Source organism: Gardnerella vaginalis (assembly GCF_001546455.1).
In the GTDB taxonomy this organism is placed as follows: Bacteria; Actinomycetota; Actinomycetes; order Actinomycetales; family Bifidobacteriaceae; genus Bifidobacterium; species Bifidobacterium vaginale_B.
This window is the reverse complement of record NZ_KQ956813.1, coordinates 102,181-128,237: the sequence shown is the minus strand read 5'-3', so window position 1 is coordinate 128,237 and position 26,057 is coordinate 102,181. Positions and strand designations below refer to the sequence as shown.

The following is a 26,057-nucleotide window of genomic DNA, read 5'->3' as shown; positions in this document are numbered from 1 at the left end:
AGCTGATAACAGTTCTATTATGTCTTTTATCCTATTTTGGAACTAGCGTATGTATGTGTAATACATTAATGCTACACAAAAAATGTAAAAGGCTCATAGTAAGTATTGCAAACTATGAGCCTTTTACATGTTCTAAATAATTTCAACTAATTTCGTTAAATTATCGTAGATGTTTTATTTGTTGACGTGGAAGAATTTTTCGCAATGATGCAGCTAGTAATAACATAAATATTGCAAATATTGCAATAAATACAGTGTTTACACCAGTTTTTGCAAGAATTTGCTGATCTTCGCTTTTTTCTGTCTGTGCTGCGCCTGTATTAGGTTCAGGTGATACTTGTTTCGTTTGTAATTCTTCCTGTGGTTTATTTGGATTCTTTGGAGTTACCGGTGTATCTGGTTTATCTGGCGTCTCTGGATCGTGAGGATGGTCCGGAATTGGTGGAGTATTAGAACCTGGATTTGGTTCTTCTACTGGAGTGAAATTCCATGTGCCAACGAAGGAAACATCAGCATTATTTATAATAGCTGATGTTGGGCTCCATCCAGCGAAATTCCATGTTCCTAGCTTTTTGCCGTCTTTATCCTTAATATCAACAGAAGTTTTTGAAGGTTTCGCAGGCGTAATGTTTACTCCATTATTATGCCCAGATGTGCTTGCAGGAAGCAAAGCTGTTACTTCTGCAGGAAGTGATTTTTCACTAGTTCCAGATTTGAAGCTATACGTTACGCTATAAGTTTCTGGTTTCTTTACCTTAAAACTAAACGTAATCAGATTTGGTTTTGTAGGTTTGCTATCCTTGCCCTTTTCGGCATTAGCATCTCTACCTTCGTCGCTTTGCTTGGCTGCAAAAAGATAATTTGTGCGAGCGATGAAAACCTGATTATTATTATTTCCTGTTGTATTTTGATTAGCGGAAGGTTTTACGACACTATCTTTGTTAGGGCTAGCAAGCATATCAAGCATTCCGTACGCGTATCCTGTGATGCGAGCCGGTTTGTCATTACTATCTTTGCGTGATAACGTAACGTTTTCAATTTTAAGAGAAACATTTTCAATACTATTAATTGCAATAGTAAGATCTTTGTAAGTTATTGGAGTTGCATCTTTCTTTCTTACTTTGATTGTAAGTGTAGTAGTTCCATCATTGTTACTCGTAGATGTTGCAACAGGATTATTAAACTTTTTTTCACCAAGTCCAGTAATTGAATATTTTGTTGAATTATCTACTTTCGCTTCTTTTGGAAGATTAAGTACAAACATAAGTTCAGCATCATTGGCAAAATACCAATTCACTAATGCTTCTTCTCCAGTATCAGAATGGTTAGTTCCACTAATCTTAGTATTGCTATCTACCCAAATTGGTTGTTTTTCAAGTAACAGAGATGAATTATAGCTTTCTCTAAATGTTCTCATATTAAGAGAAAAATTAAGATTAACTTTACTTCCATCTTTAAATTCAGGTATACTTTTGTTCCCAGTATCATTGCCTATGCTTAAATCTCCATAGATGTTTGGGTTTGGGGAATCAGCTGCACAAACTAAGTCAATATTTTTACTTTTGTACTCTTCCAATGTATTTAAAGAAGAGCCAGCATTCTTAGGTGAACATACGTCATTAGTTTTCCAGTAATCAGTGGATGAAATGTTATTTGTTACTGGGAGGCCTGAAACGTTTCCAGTAGTTGTATAGCTACTATCTGCGCTGTCAGTTGGTGGTGTAAACCAATTGTTTTTACTGTTTTCTGGTTTAAGTAAACCTGTTGGGTACTTGTTGATTTTAAATGATGAATTTGATGGAGTATAATCACTTAGCTTGGCCCAATAGTAGTCATCGTCTACTTTATTATCAGCAGGTTTTACGGTTTCTGGTACGCAATATGCTATCGACGGTGTAACAAGTATTGATGCTAATAATAATGCTATAAATGCGCGATATTTCTTCATTGCTTCACTCACCTCTTATTTACGGGAACAGTCATAGTTGATGTAATATTGAGAATCGGCGTTCCTTTAGGATTGAGTCTGCCATATTTGTAAAGATGACAATCTCCCTGAAGAGTAATATCGCCTAGTTTTTGCTCAGTTGTGTTGTCAAGTTTTACCGAATAAGGTATTGAGAGCTTTAGTGGGTGATTATTACTGCTATTACGTTCTGCTTCAACAAGTTTGAAGAAACCTTCATAATCATTCCAATTACCAAGATTATAAGTAATGTCAACGGTATTGTTAGCGGAATCATATACCTGTGAAACTTCGCTAATAATAGAAGTGCTAGCAGTTGCTTCAATATTATCTTTGTTTACCGTAAAATTAGTCGGGAATTTGACTTTAAGATGCATGGTTGGGAATTTTTCGCCATTATCATACATAATAAAATTCTTTACAGGACGTCTATAGAAAAATGGGCCAACGAATTTCTTCTCCATATGATCCTTATACATGGTATATGCGTCATCAAATAGGTCTTTCGCATCTACTTCGCCTTGGAGTTTTCCATTATATGTTTTTCCGTTATCGCTTACGCTACCTTTATTTTTAATCAGTGTTTGCGATAACTTTGCGGTTCCTGTAATCGGAACTGTATCCGGATTGCTAAATGAAATTGAGACGTTAGAATTTGCTGCCACAGCAGTGGCTGGAATTATACTGAATGCGAGTAAAGCAGACGTTGCAACTCGCGCTAAAATATGCAAACGCATGTTTAATCCTTTTGTAAAAATTTTGAGTAAATTATTACGAATGTGTGCAGTGCCTCACACAAGGGATATTGCAATACAATTGCATTTTACATGTACGGGGGGGGGTATGTCTATATGCAAAACTATTTAAACACAGAAAATTTTTGGCTTTATTTACCATCTAAATAAATAAAACGCATTTTGAAAAACCCAGTAATTAACATGGGAAAATAGGAATTAGAGTTTAACATAGTCAAATATAAAATGCTCAATGATTCACTAGGATATAAAATTGATTACGAATAAGCCTTAGAGTCATGGAGCATAATTTATTCACGAACAAGCATAATGTGGTCAATATCTTCGCGATTGGAAACACGGAACAGCACAAAGCGGTTTCCAATTACTTGCACAACTTCTGCACCAAGATGCTCCGCAAGCTCAGTCGCAGCTTCTTTTGCGCTTAAGCCAGAGCCGTCTTGCACAGCACACTTCATAAGCTCGTGCGATTGCATTGTTTCATCCGCCTGCTTAACAGCAGCGTCGCTAATGTCGTTCTTTCCAACGTAAAGCAATGGGCTTAAAGTGTTAGCGAGCGCACGCAATTGCTTAATCTGCTTTTTAGTTAATGCCATTATTATTCCTTCCAAATCGCAGTTTAAATTTGCCGAGTGCAAAGTATTAAAACTTAAACAGTAAATACTAAACAAAACACTTACACAAATGCGACTATCTATTTGTAACGCTTAAATTTTAATGCTTATCGGATTATACAGTAACCGTAAGAATCGCGATTAATATGGCGCGTTTAATATAAATATTCCGTCTATATAAATATTCCAGCAAAAATTATTCCGCACACAATGGCCAGGGTAATTATTACAAAAACAATGTCTTTTAGCTGTATTTTTTGCGCATGCAAGTGCGTTCGTTTTGCGCCAGGTACGTAGCATCTGGAATCTAACGCAAGTCCAAGAATATCTGCGTGGCGAATAACGCTTGCAAATCCTGGAACTATAAGAGACGTAATTGCGTGTAGTCGTTTTTTTATTGATCCTTCTTTTATGCTTCCGCCTCTTGCAGTTTGTGCTAGCGCAATTGACTTTGCCTCTTTTATAAGAGTTGGCAAAAATCGCAGAGCAAGGCTCATAATAAGAGCAATTTCCTGGATTGGCAATCCTACGATTTTAAGCGGTGAAATAATAGATGCGCATGCTTCAGTTAGTCGCGTTTGACTTATTGCTAATACGATTATTAATCCGATTATTATAACTAGTGAAAATCTTGCGGAGAATAATATTGCAAACTTTATTCCATCGCTTGTAATTGGTATTGTAAAAATTTTAAAAATTTCAGTCCCAGAGCGAACTACCAGCATATTAAGCAATCCAGAAAATACAAATATTGCAATGAACATGTGGATTGATTGTAAGAGTTTTATAATGTTCATTTTTGAACAAATCGCTAATGCAAGAGTTGATAGCGTAAGCATTGCCAGCTGAATAAAGTTTGTAATACTAAACGCACTAAACATAAGTATTAAGCAAGAAAACAGTGTTATCCTTGGGTCTAAGTTAGAAAGTAAAGATTGGCTTTGTTTATTGTGATTGCTTTGTTTATTGTGATTATTTTTTGAGCTTTGATTATTTTGATTAATTTTTTTACACGTTTTATTTTGTGCTTGTTCTTTATTTTCGTTCGACTTTAGTGTAACTATGCGCGCTCCAAGCGATTTTGCTTCGTTTAAATCATGCGTAATAACAATAATAGTTACGCCATTATTGTGTAAATCACCTAAAATTTTTCGTATGGTTTTTGCGGATTCAAGATCTAACCCTGCAGTAGGCTCGTCTAAAACCAAAATCTTTGGATTGCATGCCAAAATTCCTGCAATTGCCACTAAGCGTTGCTGGCCGCCAGAAAGTTCGAACGGTGATTTTTGTGCTAAGTGTTCAATATTCAACGATTTTAACGTACTTAATACTCGGGAATGCAATTCGCACCCATCTAGCCCAAAGTTTTTTGGCCCATATGCTACGTCTTCAAACACAGTTTGCTCAAAAAGCTGCTGCTCTGGCAATTGCATAACGTAACCAATGTTTTTGCGAATTTCTCGCATTTGTTTTTTGCTTGTATTTTTACAAATTTTTACGCCATTTACGCAAACGGATCCAGAATCGTATTTAAGAAGACCGCATATAGCTTTTGCTAGCGTTGATTTTCCACACCCGTTTTTGCCCATAATTGCAACGGTTTCTGCAGTTTTTACTGTTAGTGAATAATCGTAGAATACAGGAGTTTGATTTTTGCTATAGCTAAGTCTTAAATTCGATACCTCAACTGCTATATTTGAATTTTCTACATTATTCGTCATGCTTTTTAATTCAATAGCAGCTTGCGATTTTTGCGCGTAAAACTCTTCTAATTCCAATAAATTTACATCACGCAATTTTCCGTTTTCTAGTAAAAGTATTCGATCCGCGTTTTTGCATTCGCTAATCTTATGCGTTACTTGTACGATTGTTGTTCCGCGTTTTTGCAAATCGTCAAAAAGATTGTCAACGTCTGCTTTTGCATAAGAATCTAGCATGCTAGTAGGTTCGTCTAGTACAAGAAGCTTTGATTTTGTAGCAATCGACGATGCAATAGCTACACGTTGCTGCTGGCCTCCGCTCATATTGCTTGGGTCGCTAAAACGCCTATTTTCCATTCCTACAGCGAGTAGAGCCTTGTCTATGCGCTGAACCATCGTTTTTTGCAAAACACCTAAGTTTTCCAGCCCAAAAGCAACATCGTCTTCTACAACTGTTGTAACGATTTGGTCTTCTGGGCTTTGAAACAATGCTCCAATAGATTCTCTTGCCTTTTGATATGCTAACGGATCAACGTTGTTTGTTTTAAAAACTTCTGTTCCACATAGACTAACAGTTCCAGAATCTGGGGAAGAAAGGCCAGCGATTATTTTAGCTAGTGTTGATTTTCCGCACCCGTTTTTGCCAATAATGGCAATTCTTTGACCATATGCAATTTCAAGATCTATTTTGTCTAGAATCCAAGTTTTTCCGCCATCATAGCTAAAGCAAACTTTTTGCAAAGAAACAGCATTATCTTTTTTAGCACAATAATCAGTATTGCTTTTTTCGTCTTTGCAAATTGTTTTATCTTGAATAACTTTATTGCTTTGCATAATTCGCTTGTTTCTTTAATTAAAGATGCAAATAATTATTTGCTGTAATTAAGCAGGTTTGAAACAGGCTTATAAACAAGCATTGTTACTGCACAGTGTAGAGCAAGCTTAATCAAGTTAAATGGTAGCAGAGCTGGAACAATAAGAGCGGCAACTTGTTCAACACTCATATGAGCGTAAAGCGGCGTAATAATAAGGTTTCCAACTATTGCAAGAGCAATCGCAACTACAGAGCCAACTACAAGAGAGATAATAGCGCCTTCTTTAGTTCTAATTTTTTTGTAGACGATTGCAGCGCTAACAGAAGCGCCCAGTGAAACTAATATTGCCATTATTGCTCCAAACGGGTTAGTGAAGAAGTGTGGAGCAAATCCTAGCACGCTTACGACTGCGGCAGCATAAGGCCCGTAGGCAAATCCTGCAATTAAGCACACAATTCCCGAAGGATCGTATTTAAGATAACTTAAGTCTGGAATAAGTGGAAATTCTATAAAGCTTACAGCCATTGAGAGAGCAACAAACAGCGCGTATTTAGCGATTTTTTCGCTTGACCAATAGCTTGTGCCAGAGTTTGTTTTGTGATTGTTTGCGTAACTACTCGTGCGATTGCTTGTTTTATTATTACTATTATGTGAAATGCTCATTAGAGCCTCCGTTTCTTTCATCCGGACTTTAACCGTTGGCTTCGGACTTTAACCGAATCAGCAGCGCAATGCCGCTCGCGGGCTTCGAGAAAATTCAGTAATACAAGAATTGCCTCGTTACCGCCAGTAAGGATTTTCACCTTCCCTGAAACTACTCTTTATTTTTATCTTATGCTAAGAACATTTAAGAAATATTGCGTAAAATTTAAACTTGCTAATTCGCTTGATGGCAATGCTAAGTGTAAAATTAAAATCATGAGTGAAGTTACGAATAATAACCAAAATATCGATAAGATTGCGATTGTTGTTGTTACATACAAGCGTCAAGAGCTTCTTGCAAATCTATTTAAATCTTTTGAATGCTTAAATAAATGCCCATGGCGAATTGTTATTGTAGACAACGAAAGCAGCGAAAAAACGCGCAAAATGGTGGATGATTTAAGTGATATTCTTTCCCGCAGATGGGGTGCTTCTAGCGTGGACGATTCTGGCGCTTCAAACCGCGTTGTTTATGCGCCTCAAAGCAGCAATCTTGGGGGAGCTGGCGGTTTTAGCGCAGGAGTTAAAAAAGCCTACGAGCTTGGAGCGCAATGGTTCTGGGTTATGGACGACGATGTTGAAACAGTTCCAGAATCCATTGAGCGTCTTTACAAGTGGACTAAAAGCCACGATGTAATTCAAGGAAGCCGTTTAGATTACGACGGCGGCGATTTTTACTGGCAGTATAACTTTATTGTTTCGCTTGGAATCCCTAATCCAATAGCTCCAGCCGCATTTGGCCCATCCGGCTACCGCGTTATGAACACAATGTGCTTTGAAGGCGGATTGTTCAAGCGCAATATTGTAGAGAAAATCGGACTTCCAGATTCGCGCTACTTTATTTATTGGGATGACACTACTTATGGCTATCTTGCTAGCAAAGTTACAAATCCGATTGTTGTAAATGACATTATTCTTCGCAGAACTCGTAATATTCCTAATTGGGATATTGCTGGTGTTCGTCAGCTAAATTCCACTTCCGACATGAACCGCTATTATATTATGAAAAATCGCGGATTTATGGCTCGATACTTTATGACTAACGGCGATTATAGGCCATTTATGTTTGCTCTTGGAACCGCGTTAACGGCTGCAAAAGAGCTTATTAGGCTTGTTGCTGTAGATCGTGAACATATTCTAACTGGCATTAAAAAGCTTTTTACAGGTTGGATTGCAAGCAGAAAAATTTTGCACGATTCTAACTGGAAGCCTATGCCGCCGTTAAAATAGTGTGTAAAACATTAAGTCTTAAAACATCTTAAACATCTTAAAACGTTTTAAAACATAAACCAAAAGCCACCTAGCGTTTGCTAAGTGGCTTTTAGATTTTATAACTTATCTCTTTTTAGTTTAACTCAGTGAGAAAGGTCAATTACCATTCGACCACGAATCTTACCGCTAAGCATTTCGTCGAAGATGTCGTTAATGTCTTCCATCTTGCGCATGTGGCATTTTGGAACAACCTTGCCTTCAGCACCAAACTGGAATGCTTCTTCCAAATCTTTACGAGTTCCAACAAGAGATCCAACCAAGCGGATTCCGTCGAGAACAAGGCGAGGAATGCTAAGTTCCATGTCTTCTGGTGGAAGACCAACAGCTGCTACAGTGCCGCCTGCTCGCACAGAGTCAACTGCGCAGTTAAAAGCAGCCTTGCTTACAGCGGTTACAACAGCGCCATGAGCGCCGCCCACCTTCTTCATAGCGAATTCAGGAACATTTTCCTTAAGTGGGTTTACGCACAAATCTGCGCCATATTCCTTAGCGAATTCAAGCTGAGCGTCGTTAACATCTACTGCGATTACGTGCGCACCAAATACATTCTTTGCATATTGCAACGCAAGATTTCCAAGGCCGCCAAGGCCAAAGAGAATAAGCCATTCGCCTGGGTGTACACCAGATTCCTTAATGGCCTTGTAGGTTGTAACACCAGCGCAAGTGATGGAGCTTGCAGGAGCTGGATCCAAGCCTTCTGGAACCTTTACAGCATAATCTGCTGCAACAATGCACTCTTGAGACATGCCGCCATCGGCAGTGTAGCCTGCGTTCAAAACGCTACGGCACAATGTTTCCCTACCAGTAGTGCAATACTCGCAGTGTCCGCATCCCTTAAAGAACCATGCCACAGATGCGCGGTCGCCTGGCTTTAACGTTGTTACTCCAGGGCCAACTTCCTTAACAATACCAATGCCTTCGTGGCCAAGCACAACGCCTGTTTTATCGCCAAAATCTTGGTTCTTAACGTGAAGATCGGTATGACATACGCCGCAGCATTCCATGTCGAGTAAGGCTTCACCAAATTTCAATGGGCGAAGTTCCTTTTCTACGACTTGAGCCCTCTTATCCTTTGTTGCAACAATAGCCTTCATAGATACCTCCTTGTTCTATTGCTTTTATTCCAACAACCTGGAATAAATCCATTCTTATTTTACATAATTTTTTTGGTTTTAGTTACAAATATGTAATTTTTTTTTACGACATTCCACAATTTGCATATTTAAAAAAGTGGACTTATACTGGTTAACTGTTTGCGGATATAGCTTAGTTGGTAAAGCGCAACCTTGCCAAGGTTGAGACCGCGGGTTCGAGTCCCGCTGTCCGCTCCATCATTCATTAATCGTAAATCTTGTATTACTTGTTGCTTATGCGTTGTTTTCGTTGAAATATCAAGCATAAAATATAAAAATGATATTGATACAACACCCTTTTAGCTATAGATATTGTCTATAGATATATGATTTTTGATATAAATAATCTATTATAAGAATGTAGTTAAATCCAGACTCTTAGCAAGCTATTTAACACGTTTAACTAAAAGTATTGCAAACAACGCAATCAAAAGATTTTAACAAGCGATTAAAGATTGGAGTTATTATGAGCCTTATTGGTACACATATTCTTCCGTTTAAAGTAAATGGATATAAGAATGGTGAATTTGTAGAAGTAAGCGATAATGATGTTCTTGGAAAGTGGGCTATATTCTTCTTCTATCCAGCAGATTTTTCGTTTGTTTGCCCTACAGAACTTGAAGATCTTGCAAACCACTACGAAGAGCTTAAAGAGCTAGGTGTAGAAGTTTACTCTGTTTCTACAGACACTCACTTTGTTCACAAAGCCTGGCATGACGATTCTAAAGCCATTGCAAAAGTCAAGTACACAATGCTTGGAGACCCAAATGGCGCACTTTCTAAAAACTTTAATGCTTTAAATGAAGAATCTGGCTTAGCTCACCGTGCCACATTCCTTGTAGACCCTCAGGGAAACATTCAGTTCTACGAGATGACTGCAGATGGAATTGGTAGAAACGCAGACGAGATGCTTCGCAAAGTTAAGGCAGCTCAGTTTATTGCAGCTCACCCAGGCGAAGTATGCCCAGCAAAATGGGAGCAGGGAGAAGAAACACTTGCTCCATCAATTGATTTGGTTGGAAAAATCTGATTTTATGCGTGATTTATGTGTGATTTAATCGCATAATTTCTAACACTATTTAATTTTAATGTTGCTTTGATTTGCTATAGAAAGTGAAAATAATGACTTTATTGGATTCAAACTTAACTACTCAACTTGCTGGATTACTGCAAAAAATGGTTAATCCAATTAATCTTGTTGCGTACGTTGAAAATGACGAAAATTCTAAAAAAGTTATTGAGCTTTTACAAGAAGTAGCAAATCAAAGCAACAAAATCACCGTTATAGAAGGCAATAAAAGTAGTACAAATCGAAGACCAAGCTTTGAAGTTTTAAATCCACAAAATAATGTTTCCGTAAGTTTTGCAGGATTGCCTCTAGGACACGAATTTAGCTCTTTAGTTCTTGCACTTTTGCAAGTAAGTGGTTATGCTCCAAAAATTAGTAACGAACAGCGCAAAGCCATTCTGCAGCTTGGAAATCATAATGTTACTACATACATGTCGGTTACTTGCATCAACTGCCCAGAAGTTGTTCAATCTCTTAACACTATTTCCATTATTAATCCAAAAGTAAAGCATATTTCGGTAGAGGGAAGCGCTTTTAAAAATGAGGTAGACAGTCTTGGTGTTATGAGCGTTCCTGCTGTTTTTGAAAATGGAAAAATGATTTCTTCTGGCAGATCTTCTATAGACGAATTAGTTTCTGTTCTTTTAAGTCAAGAAAAAAATGGCGATTCTGCGGATTCTGCGGATTCTTTAATGGCACAGAAAATGAACTCTAAAAATCCATACGATGTTCTTATTGTAGGTGGAGGCCCTGCTGCCAGCGCAGCTGCAATATACACCGCTAGAAAAGGCCTTAAAACGGCAATGATTATGGATCATAGAGGCGGGCAAGTTGTTGAAACAGAAAGCATAGAAAACCACATTTCTCAAGCGCACACAACAGGAGCGCAACTTGCTAGTGATTTAACAAATCATATTGCACAGTACAATATTGATGTTTTTACACCAGACTGGGCTACATCTTTAGATATTGCTAAAGAAGCTTATGGTTTGCACACAATACACACCAAATCTGGTGGAAGTCTAAAAGCTAAAGCTGTTATTATTGCAACTGGCGCTACTTGGAGAACGCTTGGCATCCCTGGGGAAGATGATTACCGAAACAGGGGAGTGTCATTCTGCCCTCATTGTGATGGTCCTTTGTTTAAAAACAAAAACGTTGTAGTTGTTGGCGGCGGAAACTCTGGAGTCGAAGCTGCAATTGATTTAGCAGGTATTGCAAATCACGTTACCGTTATTGAATTTATGGATTTTCTTAAAGCAGATCAAGTATTGCTAAACACTTTGAATTCTCTTTCCAACACTACTGTATTAACTAGCGCTGCAATGAGTAGAATAGATGGAGATGGCAAAAAGGTTACAGCCGTGCAATATAAGGAGCGCAATAAAGAAATAGCAGAAAATAGCAAAAACAACGAAAAAGTTTTGCAAACAGACGGAGTGTTTGTTCAGATTGGACTAATGCCAAACACAAAGTGGGTTGCAGATAAATTAAGTCTTAACAATCGAGCGGAAATAATAACAGATAGAAGAGGATGCACGAATATTCCTGGCATTTTTGCTGCTGGCGATTGCTCGGATGAGCCTTATAAGCAGATTGTTACAGCATATGGATCTGGAGCAAACGCAGCACTTAGCGCTTTTGACTATTTGATTAGAAGTCCACAAAATTAAAACGACTTTAAGAATAAAACAAAATGTATGAAACATATAAGGGGAATACGTGAATATTAAATCGCTTGAATACTTAATAGCCTTTGCAAAAGAAGAAAGTTTTACAAAGGCTGCTGAACGTATGCATGTTTCTCAACCAACTTTATCTACGCAAATTAAAAAGTTAGAAGATTTATTAGGTGTATGTCTTATTGAGCGTACACCTGGAAAACAAATTTTAACTCCAGCTGGAAGAGAAGTAGTGTATTACGCAAATCGCATTCACGCAGATATTTCCAATATTTATCAAGCAGCAAGACGCTTAGAAGATCCATGGTCGTCTACTGTAGTTTTGGGTGTTTTCCCAACACTATGCCCTTATCTTATGCCAAGAATAATGCCAGTTTTGCGTAAACTTAAGCCTAATTTTACTGTTCGTTTTGTTGAAGAAAAGTCTGCAACTCTTATAGAAATGCTGCATAGTGGTCAGATTGATGCTGCAATATTAAGCGAGAGATTAACCGAGTCAACACTAAGAGTTAAGCACATTTTTGATGAAGATTTTGTTTTAGCGGCGTCTACAAACTCTGAATTTGGCCACCAGAGTACTCCAATAGATATTTCTCAATTGTCTAGTCAAAAAGTGTTGCTTTTGGAAGATGGCCATTGCATGAGACGAAGCATGGTTGATGTTTGTCAAAAAGTTGGCGCAAAGCAGTCGGAATTTTGCGCAACATCTTTGGAAACATTAAGATACATGGTTGTTGGAAGTAAAGATGTAACTCTGCTTCCGCGTCTTGCAATCCTTCCGCCTATTGTTCAGCCAACTGGCTTAACGATTCGCGAGTTTAATTCTCCAAAACCATATCGCTCATTGTACTTAAATTGGCGTGCCGCTTCTCCAGTAGACCAGATTATGGAAGGAGTAGGCAAGATTATTTCTGGAGTATGTGCAAACTTGCATAAAAATTAAAAACAATAATCGTTAAATGTAGGTTTTAAGAGCAAATAAACACGGGTATCTTAGATTGTTATACAATAAAACACGCGTGCTTAAGCTGTGTTTTTAGATTCAATATCCGCTATACTTAAAATGTTTGAGTAAGAATCAATGTGTGTATAAACATTGTAGGTATAAAGTTGTTTAAACGTGACTGAACTGTTGGTTTGCGCAAAAATCAACATTAAAAGACGAAAGAATGAGGAATATGCAAGACAAAGTGCAATCCAGCGGTAGTGCAGATTCTGCGAATAATAACACAGATAATAGCGCAGAAAGTAGCGCAGAAAATTACGCAGATAGTGCAAATACTCGCGTGCAGATTGTGCTACATACTATTGATGCTTTGTGGCAAGAAGGAAAGTCAATCAAAGTTAAAGCATTTTCAAAAAAGCATATTTTTAACAATTTTCCTCTTATTCCTTGTTCAACAAAATTAGGTTGGATTAAGATTTCTGGCAAAAAACAAGGCATTGCTATTGGAATGTTTAGCAGGGATTGCAAGCGTTTTCGCCAACTTGCTGTTGCAGATTTAGAAGGTAGAGTTTACGGGGGAAACACTATAACTATTGAAGATGCAATAGAAAACATACCAGAATTGTCTTTTATTGAGCAAAATTCAATGACTCTTATTGACTCTAATAGATTCTACGGTTTTAACAATAAAAAAACGATTCACGCAAGTCACAGTCCAAGCCATGTTGCAAAAAATAGCTTAAAAAATAAAGCAAGTGGCAATCTAGTTGTTATTAAGGGAGATGTTGTTGTTCAACTTTCTCAAGATGACGGAATTCAATGGGTATCTTCTTGGATTCGTAAAGCAAACAGTAAAGAAGAAACATATACCCTAGAAGAAACGCGTGTAGAACTGCCAAATAATCTGCGTTGCAATCTTACTTATTTTGATGCAATTGCTATATCTTTCTTTGCATCATTCTTTGTTCCAGATATTTTGCTAGCCTTTAGCGGATTTGGTTCTGGAAACATTTTTAGACGTCTTACAAAAGAAGCGCCACTTGGAGCCATTAGGCGAAGTATTTGCGATTCTAAGGCTGCCAAAAACGCTGGCTTACGAGTTTCTGCAATGGAAGAATATTTTGAATATCTAATGGCAGACGCTGGAGCATTAGAAAACGCTGGTGCTTTAGAAGCTGTGCACGGAGCCGAACGGCTTCATTTGCAAAAATCTAAGTGCTCAGACTCAAACTTTCTTCTTTGGGAAGACTCTCTAGAAGCAAAGTCTGCTTTAAGAGCTTTACGCATAGAAGGAGCAATAAACAGGTTTCAGTCTATTAGCAACTGCTTAGAAGAAAACTGCGCTAATGGCGGTAATCTAATAGAAAATAGCGTAACGTGCAATCAGGTTTGCGCAATGGATTTTGCGTTTATAAACAATCCGGCATTTTGCGCAAGTGGCGAAATCGACATGAATTCTTTTGGCAATCCTTTGCAAGATGATAATGTTCGTCCACTTATGCATTTGCTTAATCGTGCTAGAAAATCTAATGACTTATTTGTCTACAAGGCAAGTGGATCTTCTGATTGCGAATGGTCTTACAGACAAAGACTTTCCGAACTAATTCGAAGCCTTTACTTGCCTTTTAGGTTTGATGCAGATTTTAGATCGAATCTAGAAGATGGAAACGTTGCGCTTGCGTTTATGGCCACTGGTAGCTCAATGATGCCTTCTAGAGCCTATGATTCTATTAAAAAAGACTTTGTTTCAGTAAGCGAAAAAAATAAATCTAAGATGACAACTAACTACAATCTTCGTCTTGGATTAATAATGGCAACTCTTGCTTTTGGCGCTAGCGAAGAAGTGCAGAATGTTTCTATACGCTTAGATTCAATTGGCTTAGAAGAAATGATTGCAGCACAAGATGTTGCAATGAACCGTATGTTAAGCCAAACAATTAACGCTTTAAATCATATGAATAAGAATGCAGCAAGGTCAAAAGGTGACCCAAAAGATGGGGATATTCATGGAGACGTTAATAGTAATTTTTCTAATTTAGGATCTAACGCAGATATTAGCGCGGATAATAATTCTGTTAATAGCGCGGATAATAATGCCGATAATACTTCAGCCAATGCTTTCGACAATGCTCCAGACAATAAAAACGAAGATCCGCTGGAAGCGTTTAGTAAATCCCCTTCGATTATACCTTTGCTGACTGTTACTTTTACTAGAAAGTCGTTCTTAAAACACATACGTGCAAACGGCTTAAACAATCCTATTGAAGCATATAAAAAATTCAATGCAACATTTAAAATTGACGAAAATGGCGCGTTAAATCAGATTAATCCAAACTTTGATTTACGAGACAGCTGCTTTGCTCCGCATGGTGCTCAAGAAGAGCCAGAATTTTCCGATGTAATTTTCGACGCAAAATCGCAAGAAATATTGGCAACTCAAGATGCAAAAGGTCTTTCAATTCAGCGTGAAGATGTTCTACAGCAAGCTGTTGCAGATTTTAATCACATAGCGTCTAAAGAAATATTAACGAATGCAGAAAAAGCTCGAATGGCAATGGATGTTATTGAAAGCATTAATGATCCAGAGCTAAACGATCAGTCCAACCTTGTAATAAGCGCTTTAATAGACGAAAAAGAAATACCAGAAATATCGTTTAAGGCGTCAAAAGATATTTACAACATGCGTATGCATGCACACGAACAATTTGTGAGCGAAGATTTAAATAGCGCAATCGAAGAATACGAGAACAACATAAAGCATTTTGATGAGATTTTTGCTTCTGGAGATGTTGTTCCAAGATACTTTAACTCTTATGCGGAGCGTGTTGTTTATAATCGTTTATTTGCAACACAAAATGAGCAAATGCGTCTTATACCAGATGGACTTTTTTATGCTCATATGGAAATAGCTGATTTGCTTGAACAGCTAGGAAGACATAAAGAAGCGTTAAAGCATTTGAACACAATGGTTTCTTATGCTCCTACGTATGTTATCTCTCATTTAAAGCTGGCTTCTCAATTATCTAATCAAGAAGATTGGCCTTCGGTAGAGGCTGTATGCTTAAACGCTTTACAAGTGTGTTTTGATAGGGAAGACGCTGCATTTATCTACTACAAGCTGGCTTACGCCGAGTGGATGCAAGACAATTTTCCTCTTGCTGTTGCGGCGTACAAAATTGCTGATAGCCTGTTTAGCGAAAAAAATGAATCGCTTGAATTTGAACTTTCAGAGCTTCTAAGTCGTATGCAATCCCAGTGCATTGCTGTACCAAAAGACATGCAACAGGTAGAAGAAGTGCTAAGAATCAACAATGTGGCAAAATGGCCAGATATTAAGGCTTATGGAATTATTGATGATGCTGCAAAAATTACGGTTAATGAGGGAATGTTTGTTATTGCTCGAACGCTTTCTGTAGCGAGAGCAAGAATGTTGTTTAGAAATGGTTCTGCCGAAAGTGTTGTTCAAATGCAATTTTTGCGATCTCTTAACGCTTGATTAGATTCTTGCTAAATAGACTATAAAATGGATTAAAACGCTTTGAAGGGAACACTAATGACTGCATCTAGTAGCGATTTGACACAAGGCTCAAATGGCGCTCAACTGTCTCTTTTTGACGATTTTGACAATTTGAACAATTCAAGCAATTCAAGTTCAAGTTCAAGTTCAAGTGAAGATCAATTAAATAACACTAGCAACACCGTCAACACTAGTAAAACTAGCGTTTTAGCTGGCTTCAATTCAAACACAGATTTTAACAATTGGATTACTAAACTAGAGCCTTCCGATGCAGATGCAATACAATTATCTAAACTAGATCCTTCGCTTTTAACAACCGAACAAGCTGCAAGATTATGGGCTAAATTGGCAGCATGGGCTCAATCCGATCAAATTGCATATTATGTTGACGATTCTCCAACAAGCTCCGATGCGGCTTATGACGCAAGAATGCGGGTTCTAAGCGCTCTTGAAGCAGCGTTTCCAGTTTTAGATACTCCGCAATCGCCAACACATAGAGTTGGCGGCACTTTCTCCAACGATTTTGCGCCAGTTCGTCATCCTTCAAGAATGATGAGCTTGGATGATGTTTTTTCAATTGATGAATTAAAATCTTGGTACGAAGGAATTATTCGCGATTTACAATGGCCAGAAAATAAGCCGTTACCAATGACTTGCGAAGTAAAAATCGACGGTCTTGCACTAAACCTTATTTACCGAAATGGCACTCTTGAACAAGGCTTAACTAGGGGAGACGGCGTTACTGGAGAAGATATATCGCTAAACGTAAGAACGATTGACGAAATTCCAACTCAGCTTACGTGCGAGAATTTGGATGACATTCCAGAATTTGTTGAAATCCGCGGCGAAGTATTTATGAAGTGGGCGGATTTTAGAAAACTAAACATTGAGCAAGAAGATTTAGGTAAAGCACCTTTTGCAAACCCAAGAAACGCAGCTGCTGGCTCTTTAAGGCAAAAAGATCCTAGAATTACAGCTACAAGGCGTTTGAGTTTTATAGCGCATGGGTTGGGAGAACTAAGGTGGAAGGATTTAGCCAAAAGCAATGACGAATCTAACCTGCATGATCAAACGTCCTTCAACCAGTCCGACGCATATAATCTATACAAAAAATGGGGAATACCTGTTTCTCCATACACGCGTAAAGTCGAGTCTTTTAATCAAATACAAGAGATGATTGACTATTATGGCGAGCATAGAAACGATATTATTCACGCATTAGATGGAATTGTAGTAAAAGTAGACGATCGCGCTTTGCAAAGAAAACTAGGAGCAACTTCTAGAGCTCCTCGCTGGGCGATTGCCTACAAATATCCTCCAGAAGAAGTTAACACTCTTCTAAAAGATATTGTTGTTCAAGTTGGAAGAACGGGTAGAGTTACTCCTGTGGCCGTGTTGGAACCTGTAACAGTTGCTGGTTCTACAATATCTCGTACAACGCTACACAATCCTTACGAAGTTGAACATAAAGGCGTTCTAATAGGAGACACTGTAATTGTTAGAAAAGCTGGAGATGTTATTCCAGAATTGGTAGGCCCAGTTATTAAAGCTAGAAGCGGTAAAGAGCAGCAATTGCGCAAGTTTGTTATGCCAGAATATTGCCCGTCGTGCGGAACGAAGCTAGCTCCAGCAAAAGAAGGCGATAAAGACATTCGATGCCCTAATGTAGAAAATTGCCCAGCTCAGCTAACTGAGCGCATAATTAACTTGGCTTCAAGGCATGCTTTCGACATTGAAAATCTTGGAGAAGCATCTGCGCTTGCTCTTACAAACCCAGAAGATTCTAGGCCAGTAACATCTAAAGTGTATAGACCATATACCGATAAGATTGTTGTTGAGAAAGGATGTTCAATTCCAGAGATTGTTTCAGAGCCCAATTACAATCTTCCTCAACCCCAAACACCTGTTCTTACAAGCGAAGCGGATATTTTTAGCATTAGTGCTAAAGATTTGCAAAACGTTAAAGTTTGGAAGGAAATTCCTCTTGTTGAAGAATGGAAAGAAAAAGGCAAAGACGGTAAATTAAAGAAAAAAACTAAAAAGATTGGCGGGAGCGGACTTTGGAAACAAGTTTCCGCGTTTTGGACTAGACCTTTAGAAGCTACTAAGCGAAAGTCAAATGATGAATCTAACAGCAAAGAGCTTAATGAGTCTTTAAATCCCGACTACCCAATGTTTGAGGTTCCAATAGATGCTTGTGTAACAAAGTTAGTCGAAAAGAAAATTCATAAGAATGACGTTTTTGCAACAATAAGTGTTCCCGAATATACGCGTCCAAGTGAAACAACTAGAAGCATGCTAGAAGAGATATCTCAAAAAGGTAAATCGGCAGAGCTTTGGCGCGTTTTAGTTGCTCTTTCTATTCGTAGGCTCGGCCCTCCAACTGCGCGCGCAATAGCATCAAGCTTTGGTTCTATTGAGAATATTTCAAACGCGACTATTGAAGATTTAACTATGATTGACGGAGTTGGACCAGAGATTGCTCAAGCTGTTTACGATTGGTTTAAAAAATCAAAAGATCCTCAAGATTGGCGTAGTGAGGTTTTAAGAAAATGGAAAGAAGCTGGAGTTGTTGGCAATTCTAATTCTTCTACAATCAATCTTGAGCAAACGCTTGTAGGGAAAACCGTTGTTGTTACGGGATCTTTAGAAGACTTTACAAGAGATTCCGCTAAAGAAGCAATAATATCTAGAGGAGGGAAAGCAGCTTCTTCTGTTAGCAAGAATACGTATTGCGTTGTTGTTGGATTAAACGCTGGATCTAAAGCAACTAAAGCCAAGGATTTGGGGTTGCCTATGCTAGATGAAAATCAATTTAAGATTTTGCTAAATACTGGTAGCGTTGATGCAGCTTTAAACAGTAAAACTCAGCTTGATTTAAAGTGAATCATAAAATGTGTAACGTTACTGAACTCGAAACGCGTATTTACGATTTATTGGGGAGTGTGATTGACCCAGAATTGGGCAAATCTGTTACCGAACTAAACATGGTAACTGGAGTGCACGCAGTTAAGCAAGAAATCAAATCAAATAGTAACCCAATTTACAATGTTTCTATTGATATTGAGCTTACTGTTCCAGACTGCCCATTAGCCCAGGTTATTACGCAAAGAGTTCAGAATGCTGTAGAAAAATATCCAAACGCAAAGCTTATTCCAACCGTAAACGTAAAAGCAATGAGTAAAGATAAGCTCGCAAAGCTTGTTTCGGATTTAAAAGAAGAGCGTAAAGAAAATCCATTTAACAAAAATGGCGTTAAAACAAGGATTTTTGCTATTGCATCGGGAAAGGGCGGAGTTGGAAAATCTTCTATAACCGCTAATTTAGCTGCGGCTTTTGCTTCTCTAGGCTACAAAACAGCCGTAATAGATGCAGACGTTTATGGGTTTTCAATACCTAAAATGTTTGGCGTTACAACTCAGCCTACTAATTTAAACGGCATGCTTATGCCTGTTGAAGCATGGGGAGTAAAACTAATTTCCATTGGCATGTTTGCTGGAACGGATCGTGCGATTTTGTGGAGAGGGCCTCGTTTGCAGCGTTCTTTGGAACAATTTCTTTGCGACGTTTGGTGGGCAGACCCCGATGTTCTTCTTTTAGATTTGGCTCCAGGAACAGGAGATATGGCCTTAGCTGTTGCGCAATCATTGCCAAATGTGGAGCTTGTTGTTGTTACAACCCCTCAACCTAGTGCTTCAGATGTTGCAGTTAGGGCTGGGCTTATGGCGTTACAAATTCCAGTTAATGTGCGTGGTGTTGTAGAAAACATGAGTTGGTTTGAAAACAACGGAACACGCTTAGAAATCTTTGGTTCAGGCGGCGGAAAGCGAGTGAGTAATCAGCTTTGCAAAGCATTAAACGCAAATATTCCTCTTCTAGCTCAAATTCCATTAGATACAAGCATTAGGGAGATAGGTGAAAGTGGAAGGCCAGCTGTTTTAGATGAAGATGGTAAATTATCTAAAACTCAACTTGCTAGCACTTTTGTTAAGCTCGCTAAAGATTTGATTAAATAAGCGTAGAATCCATAAAAATGAGGCCACTTGACTTTTTATCAAGCGGCCTCAAATCAGTTAAATTGCTAAATCAGTTAAATTGCTGATTATTTAATAGCATTAAGCCACTGTTCCTTAGTGGCCTTTTCTGCCTGGAGCTTAGCCTTGCGCTTTGCATCTTTTTCGCTTGCAATCTTAGAGTCAAGCTCTTCGAGCTGAGCCTTTAATTGTGTAGCAAAACTAGACTTACGTGCATCTGCTTCTGGGTCTGCATCCTTCCAAGCAGCATCTTCAACAGCCTTAATCTTTTTATCTACATCGTTTAGGCGAGCTTCAATTCTGCGCATATCTTCGCGCGGAACAAAGCCGATTTTGTCCCATTCTTCTTGAATTGCAGAAAGTGCAGCCCTAGCGCTCTTAGCAGCTTCTTCATCTTTAACAGGAAGAAGAGCTTCTGCCTTAGCGAGCAAAGCTTCCTTCTTGCTAAGATTCTCTTTTTCGCCAGCGTTCATCTTTTCTCTATCTTCTTGACGAGCATGATAGAACGCATCTGCAGCCTCGCGGAACTTAGCCCACAACTCGTCGTCGTGCTGACGTCCAGCGTTTCCAGCCTTCTTCCAACGATCCATCAAAGCGTTAAACTTCATTGAAGTTTCGCGCCATTGAGTAGATTCCTTTAGGCTTTCCGCTTCTTTTATAATTTCTTCCTTAATTTCTTTAGCGCTATTTCGCTCATTATCTCGTGCCTTTACCCAAGCGGAGCGAGCCTGCGAGAATGCGGAGCGAGCCTTAGAAAAACGCTGCCAAAGAGCATCGGCATCTGCCTTATTTAAATGAATTGTTGTGCGCTGATGCTGCTGCCACTTATCGAACAAGGAGCGGAGCTTATCGGAAAGCGAGCGCCAATTTGTAGAATCGCCCATTTGTGCAACAAGTGCTTCTGCCTGCTCAACAATAACTGTACGATCCTTAAGAGCCTTCTCAAGCTCATCTTTACGAGCCTTAGCAAGTTCTTCTTTCTTAGCAGCAGCCTTAGTCTTCAGCTCGGCGTGTCGTGCATTCAAAGCAGCAAGATCGCCAACAACTGATGGCTCCTTAAGTTCTGCGTCTAAAGTAGCCAAAGTCTCATCAATTTCCTTTGGTCTAACGTTAGAAGAGTCAAGTCTTTTTTCAAAAAGATCAAGCTTAATTTTTAAGTCAAGATAACGATGAACGTAGAAAGTCAAAGCGTCTTCTTGAGTGCCAGTGGAGTATTGTCCTACTTCTCGCTCGCCTTCTTCTGTGCGAACATACACATTTCCATTTTCATCAACACGCCCAAAGGTTTTAGCGGTTTTAACATCTTCTTCGCTATACGAAATAGCAGGCACGGCAGCAACAACGCGAGCTTTATTTGCAAAACTTGCAGGCGACGGCGCATGCGGCTTTGGGGTAGTTTGTTTAGTAGTTTCTACAGGTTTAGTCTGTTCGGTCACGGGACGACTCCTTAGAGCATATGCACGGTAATAGTGTTACGAATAAGTATGACGGTATGCCATGATTTTTCCGTAACATAACCTATTATAGTGGACATGGTACAAGGCTCATCAATATCTGGTTTTCCAGAGTGGCTTCCAAGTGAGCGCGCTGTTGAGCAGCGTGTTATGGACACATTAAGGGAAGTATTTGAATTAAACGGTTTTATAGGCATTGAAACTCGTGCTGTTGAGCAGGGATCAAGCCTGTTGAAAAAAGGCGAAACTAGCAAAGAAATATATCTTTTGTCTAGGCTGCAAGAAGTTGGTCACGAAAGCGACACTCCAGTTGAAAATCGCATTGGGCTGCACTTTGATTTAACAGTTCCTCTTAGCAGATATGTTGTTGAACATACTGGCGACTTAGCATTTCCATTCAAGCGTTGGCAGATGCAAAAAGTTTGGCGTGGCGAGCGCCCACAAGAAGGCAGATTCCGTGAGTTTGTTCAAGCAGATATTGACGTTGTAGGAAATGGCGACTTGCCATCCCACTACGAGGTAGAGCTTCCGCTTGTTATGGTAGAAGCTCTTGAGCGTTTGCGTGAATTTGGTCTTCCTAAAGCCACTGTTCATGCGAATAATCGCAAGCTTTCCGAAGGTTTTTACAGGGGCATTGGCCTAAGCGATATTGAAGGTGTTCTTCGAGAAATCGATAAATTAGACAAAATTGGCACTCAAGAGGTTGCAAAGCTTCTTGTAAAGGAATGCAAAGCTACAGATTCTCAAGCTGCAGCATGCCTAGAGTTGGCGGAACTTAGCGCAAATACTGGCGAAGAGTTAAAGGCTCGATTCAACGATTTGTGCGAAAAACACAATATTTCTATGGAAAGCAGCAATGACTCTTACTCTCTAGCAATCGAAGGCGTAGAAACGCTTGCGATGATTGTGGACGATGCTGCAAAAATTCGACCAGGCTCTGTTGTTGCAGATTTAAAGATTGCGCGTGGCTTGGATTACTACACTGGCTCCGTTTACGAAACGTTCTTAGACGGTGCTGAATCCCTTGGATCAATCTGCTCTGGCGGTCGCTACGACAATCTTGTTTCTCAGGGAAACAAAAAATATCCAGGAGTAGGTCTTTCTATAGGACTTTCGCGCTTACTTTCTTATATGCTTCACACGGCTGGCGCTACGGTTTCGCGCGTTTCGCCTGCGGCCGTGCTTGTTGCAGTTTGGAATGAGCAAGATAGACCAGCATGCAACCAAATTGCTCAAAATCTTCGCTCCAGAGGAATCGCAGCAGATGTTTCTCCAACTGCCGCAAAGCTTGGAAAGCAAATCAAGTATGCAGACAAGTTGGGTATTCCTTATGTTTGGTTCCCAGCAGATAGTACAGATTCCAGCTCTTCGCATGATGAAGTAAAGAACATAATTACGGGCAATCAAGAGATTGCAGACTCCACGTCTTGGCAACCAGATACTGTTTATGCCCGTCAGACTGTTTCTTGCGCTCAATAATTGCAATTTAAATTTTTCAATTTACTTTTTGCAATTTAAATATTTGAACGCGCGATTCATGCGGTAAACTATTAAAGTCAAAACAAAAATTAATACAATTATTCAAAACAGAGGAAGTGGACTTATGAGCCAGACGGCGTATCGCACACACCATGCCGTTGAAGTGACTGAGACCTTAGTTGGACAAAACGTAACCATTGCTGGTTGGGTTGATCGTCGTCGTGATCACGGCGGCGTTGCCTTCGTAGACGTTCGCGACAACACAGGCTTAGTGCAGGTTGTTATTTACGACGAAGAAGTTGCGCGACCATTGCGTAGCGAATTTGTTGTGCAAGTTAGTGGAGAGGTTCGCCTTCGCCCAGATGGCAACGAAAATGACCATCTTGCAACTGGAAAAATCGAAATTGTTGCAAATAATGTAACGATTCTCGCTAAGTCCGATGCTCTTCCATTCCAGGTTTCTACAGCTTTGGAAAACGAGTCCGAAAATAAGCTACCTAGCGAAGACGTTCGTTTAAAGTATCGTTACCTTGATTTGCGCCGTCCATCTATGCAGCGCAATCTAAAGCTTCGTTCCAATATGGCTAAGGCAGCTCGTCACGCTTTGGAAGATATGGACTTTACAGAGGTAGAAACACCAACATTTATTAAGTCCACTCCAGAAGGCGCTCGCGATTTTGTTGTGCCAGCACGCTTGGTTCCAGGCTCTTGGTACGCACTCCCACAGTCTCCACAGCTCTTAAAGCAGTTGCTTATGGTTTCTGGTGTTGAGCGCTACTATCAGCTTGCTCGCTGCTACCGCGATGAAGACTTCCGCGCGGATCGTCAGCCTGAGTTCACTCAGCTAGATATGGAAATGAGCTTTGCAAGCCAAGAAGATGTTATGGCTATGGCAGAGCGCGTTATTGCTGCTATTTGGAAGGAAGCAGGCCACGAAATCACTCTTCCTTTGCCTCGAATCACTTGGCAAGAGGCCATGGATAAGTACGGTTCCGATAAGCCAGATTTGCGTTTTGGCAACCCACTTATTGAGTTGACTGACTTCTTTAAGAACACTCCATTCCGCGTGTTCCAAGCTCCTTATGTTGGTGCTGTGGTATTTAAGGGCGGTGCAGATACGCCTCGTCGTCAGTTTGACGCATGGCAGGATTGGGCTAAGCAGCGCGGAGCTAAGGGATTGGCTTATGTAGTCTTTGGTGAAGATGGTGAGCTTAAAGGCCCTGTTGCTAAGAATCTTAGCGAAGAAGAACGCGCAGGTCTTAAGGAAGCTGTTGGAGCGCAAGATGGCGACGCTGTGTTCTTTGCAGCAGGAGGCCGTGAATCTTCCCAGCTTTTGCTCGGTGCTGTTCGCGTAGAACTTGCAAGCCGCGCAGGATTGCTTCACCCAGACGAGTTTGCTTTTACTTGGGTTGTTGACTTCCCATTGTTTAAGCGCACAGATGATCCAGACGATGATGATGTTGCAGTTGGTCATTCTAAGTGGACTTCTATGCATCATCCATTTACAATGCCTTCCGCTGATTGGATTGACAAGTTCGATAAAGACCCAGAGCATGCAATGAGCGATTCTTACGACATTGTTTGCAACGGTAACGAGATGGGCGGTGGCTCCGTTCGTATTCATCGCGACGATATTCAAGACCGCGTGCTTGACGTTCTTGGAATCGACAAAGCGGAAGCAGAAGAAAAGTTTGGATTCTTGCTTGAGGCCTTTAAGTACGGCGCCCCACCTCACGCTGGTATTGCTTTGGGCTGGGATCGTACTGCTGCAATTTTGGCAGGCGCAAGCTCGATTCGCGACGTAATCGCATTCCCTAAGGCTGGCGGCGGTCGCGATCCTCTAACGGGTGCTCCAGCGCCAATCTCCGCTGAGCAGCGCGCTGAAACTGGCGTTGACTACGATCCAGAAGAAGACGAGTAGTTTAAAGCGTTAAAAAAGAATTAATATTCATACATGCCGTTAAGCAATTTGGTTAATTAAACCAAAATCAAGGCTTAACGGCATTTTTTTAAGTAAAATTAACATTTTTGTATCATTTTTAATGTTTTTCGTAACTTTAGAGGTGTTTAAAAGTAACTATTACGATAAACGCATGTAACACAAGAACATTAAAATCCTTTTTATGGATACTAAAGTAAACAATACAAAAAAATCAGCACAGCCTTTAGTGGAACTTAGCCATGTTGAAAAACATTATGGCAAGCTTCACGTTTTGAAAGATATTAACTTAACGGTTAATAAAGGCGAAGTGCTTGTTATTATTGGGCCTTCTGGCTCTGGTAAATCAACAATGTGCAGGACGATTAATCGTCTTGAAACAATCGATTCTGGAGATATTCGCATTGACGGCAAGCCGCTTCCTCAAGAGGGAAAAGAACTTGCAGCATTGCGTGCAGAAGTTGGAATGGTGTTCCAGTCCTTTAATCTTTTTGCAAACAAAACGATTCTAGAAAACGTTACGCTTGCTCCTATTAAGGTTCGCCATATGGAACAGCAAGAAGCAGAAAGCTTAGCAATGGATCTTCTGGCTAGAGTAGGCGTTGATAATCAGGCAAATAAAATGCCATCTCAACTTTCTGGCGGCCAGCAACAGCGCGTGGCAATTGCTCGCGCGCTTGCAATGCATCCAAAGGTTATGCTTTTTGATGAGCCTACATCTGCACTAGACCCAGAAATGGTTAACGAAGTTCTAGACGTTATGGTGGAGCTTGCTAAAGAGGGAATGACCATGATTTGCGTAACGCACGAAATGGGATTTGCTCGTAAAGCAGCAGATAAAATCGTGTTTATGGCAGATGGCCGAATTCTTGAGCAAAATACGCCAGAAGAGTTCTTTGAAAATCCAAAGACAGACAGGGCAAAAGACTTCCTTTCAAAGATTTTGACTCATTAATTTAGATTATTAATATCGATTTTTA

Annotated in this window: 17 protein-coding genes, 1 tRNA gene and 1 riboswitch; of the genes, 11 read left to right on the top strand and 7 right to left on the bottom strand. The window is 39.7% G+C overall.

The genetic code is table 11. The features are described 5' to 3' along the window. Nucleotides 1–160 precede the first annotated feature (160 nt). The 5 genes from HMPREF3216_RS02050 to HMPREF3216_RS02030 form a co-directional block, all read right to left on the bottom strand. The gene (locus tag HMPREF3216_RS02050) at nucleotides 161–1,948 is read right to left on the bottom strand and encodes an SHIRT domain-containing protein (RefSeq protein WP_060786715.1); all 1,788 of its coding nucleotides are present in this window, start codon (nucleotides 1,946–1,948) and stop codon (nucleotides 161–163) included. An 8-nt stretch (nucleotides 1,949–1,956) separates the two neighbouring features. Next, nucleotides 1,957–2,703: a hypothetical protein gene (locus tag HMPREF3216_RS02045; RefSeq protein WP_060786714.1), complete on the bottom strand. Its 747-nt coding sequence runs from the start codon at nucleotides 2,701–2,703 to the stop codon at nucleotides 1,957–1,959. Between the two features lie 308 nt (nucleotides 2,704–3,011). Further along, a complete protein-coding gene (locus tag HMPREF3216_RS02040; RefSeq protein WP_060786713.1) occupies nucleotides 3,012–3,317 on the bottom strand; it encodes a YhbY family RNA-binding protein in 306 nt (101 codons plus the stop codon). A gap of 191 nt (nucleotides 3,318–3,508) precedes the next feature. Beyond that, on the bottom strand, nucleotides 3,509–5,869 hold the full coding sequence (locus HMPREF3216_RS02035; protein WP_060786712.1) for an energy-coupling factor transporter ATPase: 2,361 nt from the start codon (nucleotides 5,867–5,869) through the stop codon (nucleotides 3,509–3,511). Nucleotides 5,870–5,904: 35 nt separating this feature from the next. Then, nucleotides 5,905–6,513 carry an ECF transporter S component gene (locus tag HMPREF3216_RS02030; RefSeq protein ID WP_060786711.1) on the bottom strand — a complete coding sequence of 203 codons (609 nt, stop codon included), beginning with the start codon at nucleotides 6,511–6,513 and terminating at the stop codon, nucleotides 5,905–5,907. 5 nt (nucleotides 6,514–6,518) lie between these two features. Continuing rightward, nucleotides 6,519–6,670, bottom strand: a riboswitch (FMN riboswitch). Between the two features lie 98 nt (nucleotides 6,671–6,768). On the opposite strand from HMPREF3216_RS02030, the gene HMPREF3216_RS02025 reads away from it, so the two are divergent. Next, on the top strand, nucleotides 6,769–7,782 hold the full coding sequence (locus HMPREF3216_RS02025) for a glycosyltransferase (RefSeq protein WP_060786801.1): 1,014 nt from the start codon (nucleotides 6,769–6,771) through the stop codon (nucleotides 7,780–7,782). Nucleotides 7,783–7,907: 125 nt separating this feature from the next. Here the strand turns inward: HMPREF3216_RS02025 and adhP are convergent, their stop codons facing one another. Then, complete coding sequence (gene adhP, locus HMPREF3216_RS02020) at nucleotides 7,908–8,918, bottom strand: alcohol dehydrogenase AdhP (RefSeq protein ID WP_060786710.1); 1,011 nt, start codon at nucleotides 8,916–8,918, stop codon at nucleotides 7,908–7,910. A gap of 161 nt (nucleotides 8,919–9,079) precedes the next feature. Here adhP and HMPREF3216_RS02015 point away from each other — a divergent pair. From HMPREF3216_RS02015 to HMPREF3216_RS01985, 7 genes are all read left to right on the top strand, one after another. Further along, nucleotides 9,080–9,155 (top strand) — tRNA-Gly (locus HMPREF3216_RS02015). A 268-nt stretch (nucleotides 9,156–9,423) separates the two neighbouring features. Then, nucleotides 9,424–9,987: an alkyl hydroperoxide reductase subunit C gene (ahpC, locus tag HMPREF3216_RS02010; protein ID WP_060786800.1), complete on the top strand. Its 564-nt coding sequence runs from the start codon at nucleotides 9,424–9,426 to the stop codon at nucleotides 9,985–9,987. A gap of 92 nt (nucleotides 9,988–10,079) precedes the next feature. Then, nucleotides 10,080–11,699, top strand: coding sequence for an alkyl hydroperoxide reductase subunit F (gene ahpF, locus HMPREF3216_RS02005; protein WP_060786709.1), 1,620 nt, complete (start codon nucleotides 10,080–10,082; stop codon nucleotides 11,697–11,699). A 49-nt stretch (nucleotides 11,700–11,748) separates the two neighbouring features. After that, complete coding sequence (locus tag HMPREF3216_RS02000; protein ID WP_060786708.1) at nucleotides 11,749–12,651, top strand: LysR substrate-binding domain-containing protein; 903 nt, start codon at nucleotides 11,749–11,751, stop codon at nucleotides 12,649–12,651. A gap of 235 nt (nucleotides 12,652–12,886) precedes the next feature. Then, the gene (locus tag HMPREF3216_RS01995) at nucleotides 12,887–16,150 is read left to right on the top strand and encodes a tetratricopeptide repeat protein (RefSeq protein WP_060786707.1); all 3,264 of its coding nucleotides are present in this window, start codon (nucleotides 12,887–12,889) and stop codon (nucleotides 16,148–16,150) included. A 57-nt stretch (nucleotides 16,151–16,207) separates the two neighbouring features. Further along, nucleotides 16,208–19,057, top strand: coding sequence for an NAD-dependent DNA ligase LigA (gene ligA, locus HMPREF3216_RS01990; RefSeq protein ID WP_060786706.1), 2,850 nt, complete (start codon nucleotides 16,208–16,210; stop codon nucleotides 19,055–19,057). A gap of 8 nt (nucleotides 19,058–19,065) precedes the next feature. Further along, nucleotides 19,066–20,187, top strand: a complete 1,122-nt coding sequence (locus HMPREF3216_RS01985; RefSeq protein WP_060786799.1) for an Mrp/NBP35 family ATP-binding protein — start codon at nucleotides 19,066–19,068, stop codon at nucleotides 20,185–20,187. Between the two features lie 86 nt (nucleotides 20,188–20,273). Here HMPREF3216_RS01985 and HMPREF3216_RS01980 read toward each other — a convergent pair whose 3' ends face one another. Continuing rightward, the gene (locus tag HMPREF3216_RS01980) at nucleotides 20,274–21,641 is read right to left on the bottom strand and encodes a DUF349 domain-containing protein (protein WP_060786705.1); all 1,368 of its coding nucleotides are present in this window, start codon (nucleotides 21,639–21,641) and stop codon (nucleotides 20,274–20,276) included. Nucleotides 21,642–21,737: 96 nt separating this feature from the next. On the opposite strand from HMPREF3216_RS01980, the gene hisS reads away from it, so the two are divergent. The 3 genes from hisS (at nucleotide 21,738) to HMPREF3216_RS01965 (ending at nucleotide 26,032) form a co-directional block, all read left to right on the top strand. Next, on the top strand, nucleotides 21,738–23,138 hold the full coding sequence (gene hisS / locus HMPREF3216_RS01975; RefSeq protein WP_060786704.1) for a histidine--tRNA ligase: 1,401 nt from the start codon (nucleotides 21,738–21,740) through the stop codon (nucleotides 23,136–23,138). 124 nt (nucleotides 23,139–23,262) lie between these two features. Next, a complete protein-coding gene (gene aspS, locus HMPREF3216_RS01970; RefSeq protein ID WP_060786703.1) occupies nucleotides 23,263–25,059 on the top strand; it encodes an aspartate--tRNA ligase in 1,797 nt (598 codons plus the stop codon). A 202-nt stretch (nucleotides 25,060–25,261) separates the two neighbouring features. Next, complete coding sequence (locus HMPREF3216_RS01965; protein WP_060786702.1) at nucleotides 25,262–26,032, top strand: amino acid ABC transporter ATP-binding protein; 771 nt, start codon at nucleotides 25,262–25,264, stop codon at nucleotides 26,030–26,032. The last annotated feature ends 25 nt before the right edge of the window (nucleotides 26,033–26,057 follow it).

Bases quoted from the DNA above. Each gene is read 5' to 3' on its own strand.
- hisS (WP_060786704.1), top strand. From the start codon at position 21,738: ATGGTACAAGGCTCATCAATATCTGGTTTTCCAGAGTGGCTTCCAAGT.
- HMPREF3216_RS02035 (WP_060786712.1), bottom strand. From the start codon at position 5,869: ATGCAAAGCAATAAAGTTATTCAAGATAAAACAATTTGCAAAGACGAA.
- HMPREF3216_RS01965 (WP_060786702.1), top strand. From the start codon at position 25,262: ATGGATACTAAAGTAAACAATACAAAAAAATCAGCACAGCCTTTAGTG.
- HMPREF3216_RS01995 (WP_060786707.1), top strand. From the start codon at position 12,887: ATGCAAGACAAAGTGCAATCCAGCGGTAGTGCAGATTCTGCGAATAAT.
- ahpC (WP_060786800.1), top strand. From the start codon at position 9,424: ATGAGCCTTATTGGTACACATATTCTTCCGTTTAAAGTAAATGGATAT.
- adhP (WP_060786710.1), bottom strand. From the start codon at position 8,918: ATGAAGGCTATTGTTGCAACAAAGGATAAGAGGGCTCAAGTCGTAGAA.
- HMPREF3216_RS02025 (WP_060786801.1), top strand. From the start codon at position 6,769: ATGAGTGAAGTTACGAATAATAACCAAAATATCGATAAGATTGCGATT.
- ahpF (WP_060786709.1), top strand. From the start codon at position 10,080: ATGACTTTATTGGATTCAAACTTAACTACTCAACTTGCTGGATTACTG.
- aspS (WP_060786703.1), top strand. From the start codon at position 23,263: ATGAGCCAGACGGCGTATCGCACACACCATGCCGTTGAAGTGACTGAG.
- HMPREF3216_RS02030 (WP_060786711.1), bottom strand. From the start codon at position 6,513: ATGAGCATTTCACATAATAGTAATAATAAAACAAGCAATCGCACGAGT.
- ligA (WP_060786706.1), top strand. From the start codon at position 16,208: ATGACTGCATCTAGTAGCGATTTGACACAAGGCTCAAATGGCGCTCAA.
- HMPREF3216_RS02045 (WP_060786714.1), bottom strand. From the start codon at position 2,703: ATGCGTTTGCATATTTTAGCGCGAGTTGCAACGTCTGCTTTACTCGCA.
- HMPREF3216_RS02040 (WP_060786713.1), bottom strand. From the start codon at position 3,317: ATGGCATTAACTAAAAAGCAGATTAAGCAATTGCGTGCGCTCGCTAAC.
- HMPREF3216_RS02050 (WP_060786715.1), bottom strand. From the start codon at position 1,948: ATGAAGAAATATCGCGCATTTATAGCATTATTATTAGCATCAATACTT.
- HMPREF3216_RS01985 (WP_060786799.1), top strand. From the start codon at position 19,066: ATGTGTAACGTTACTGAACTCGAAACGCGTATTTACGATTTATTGGGG.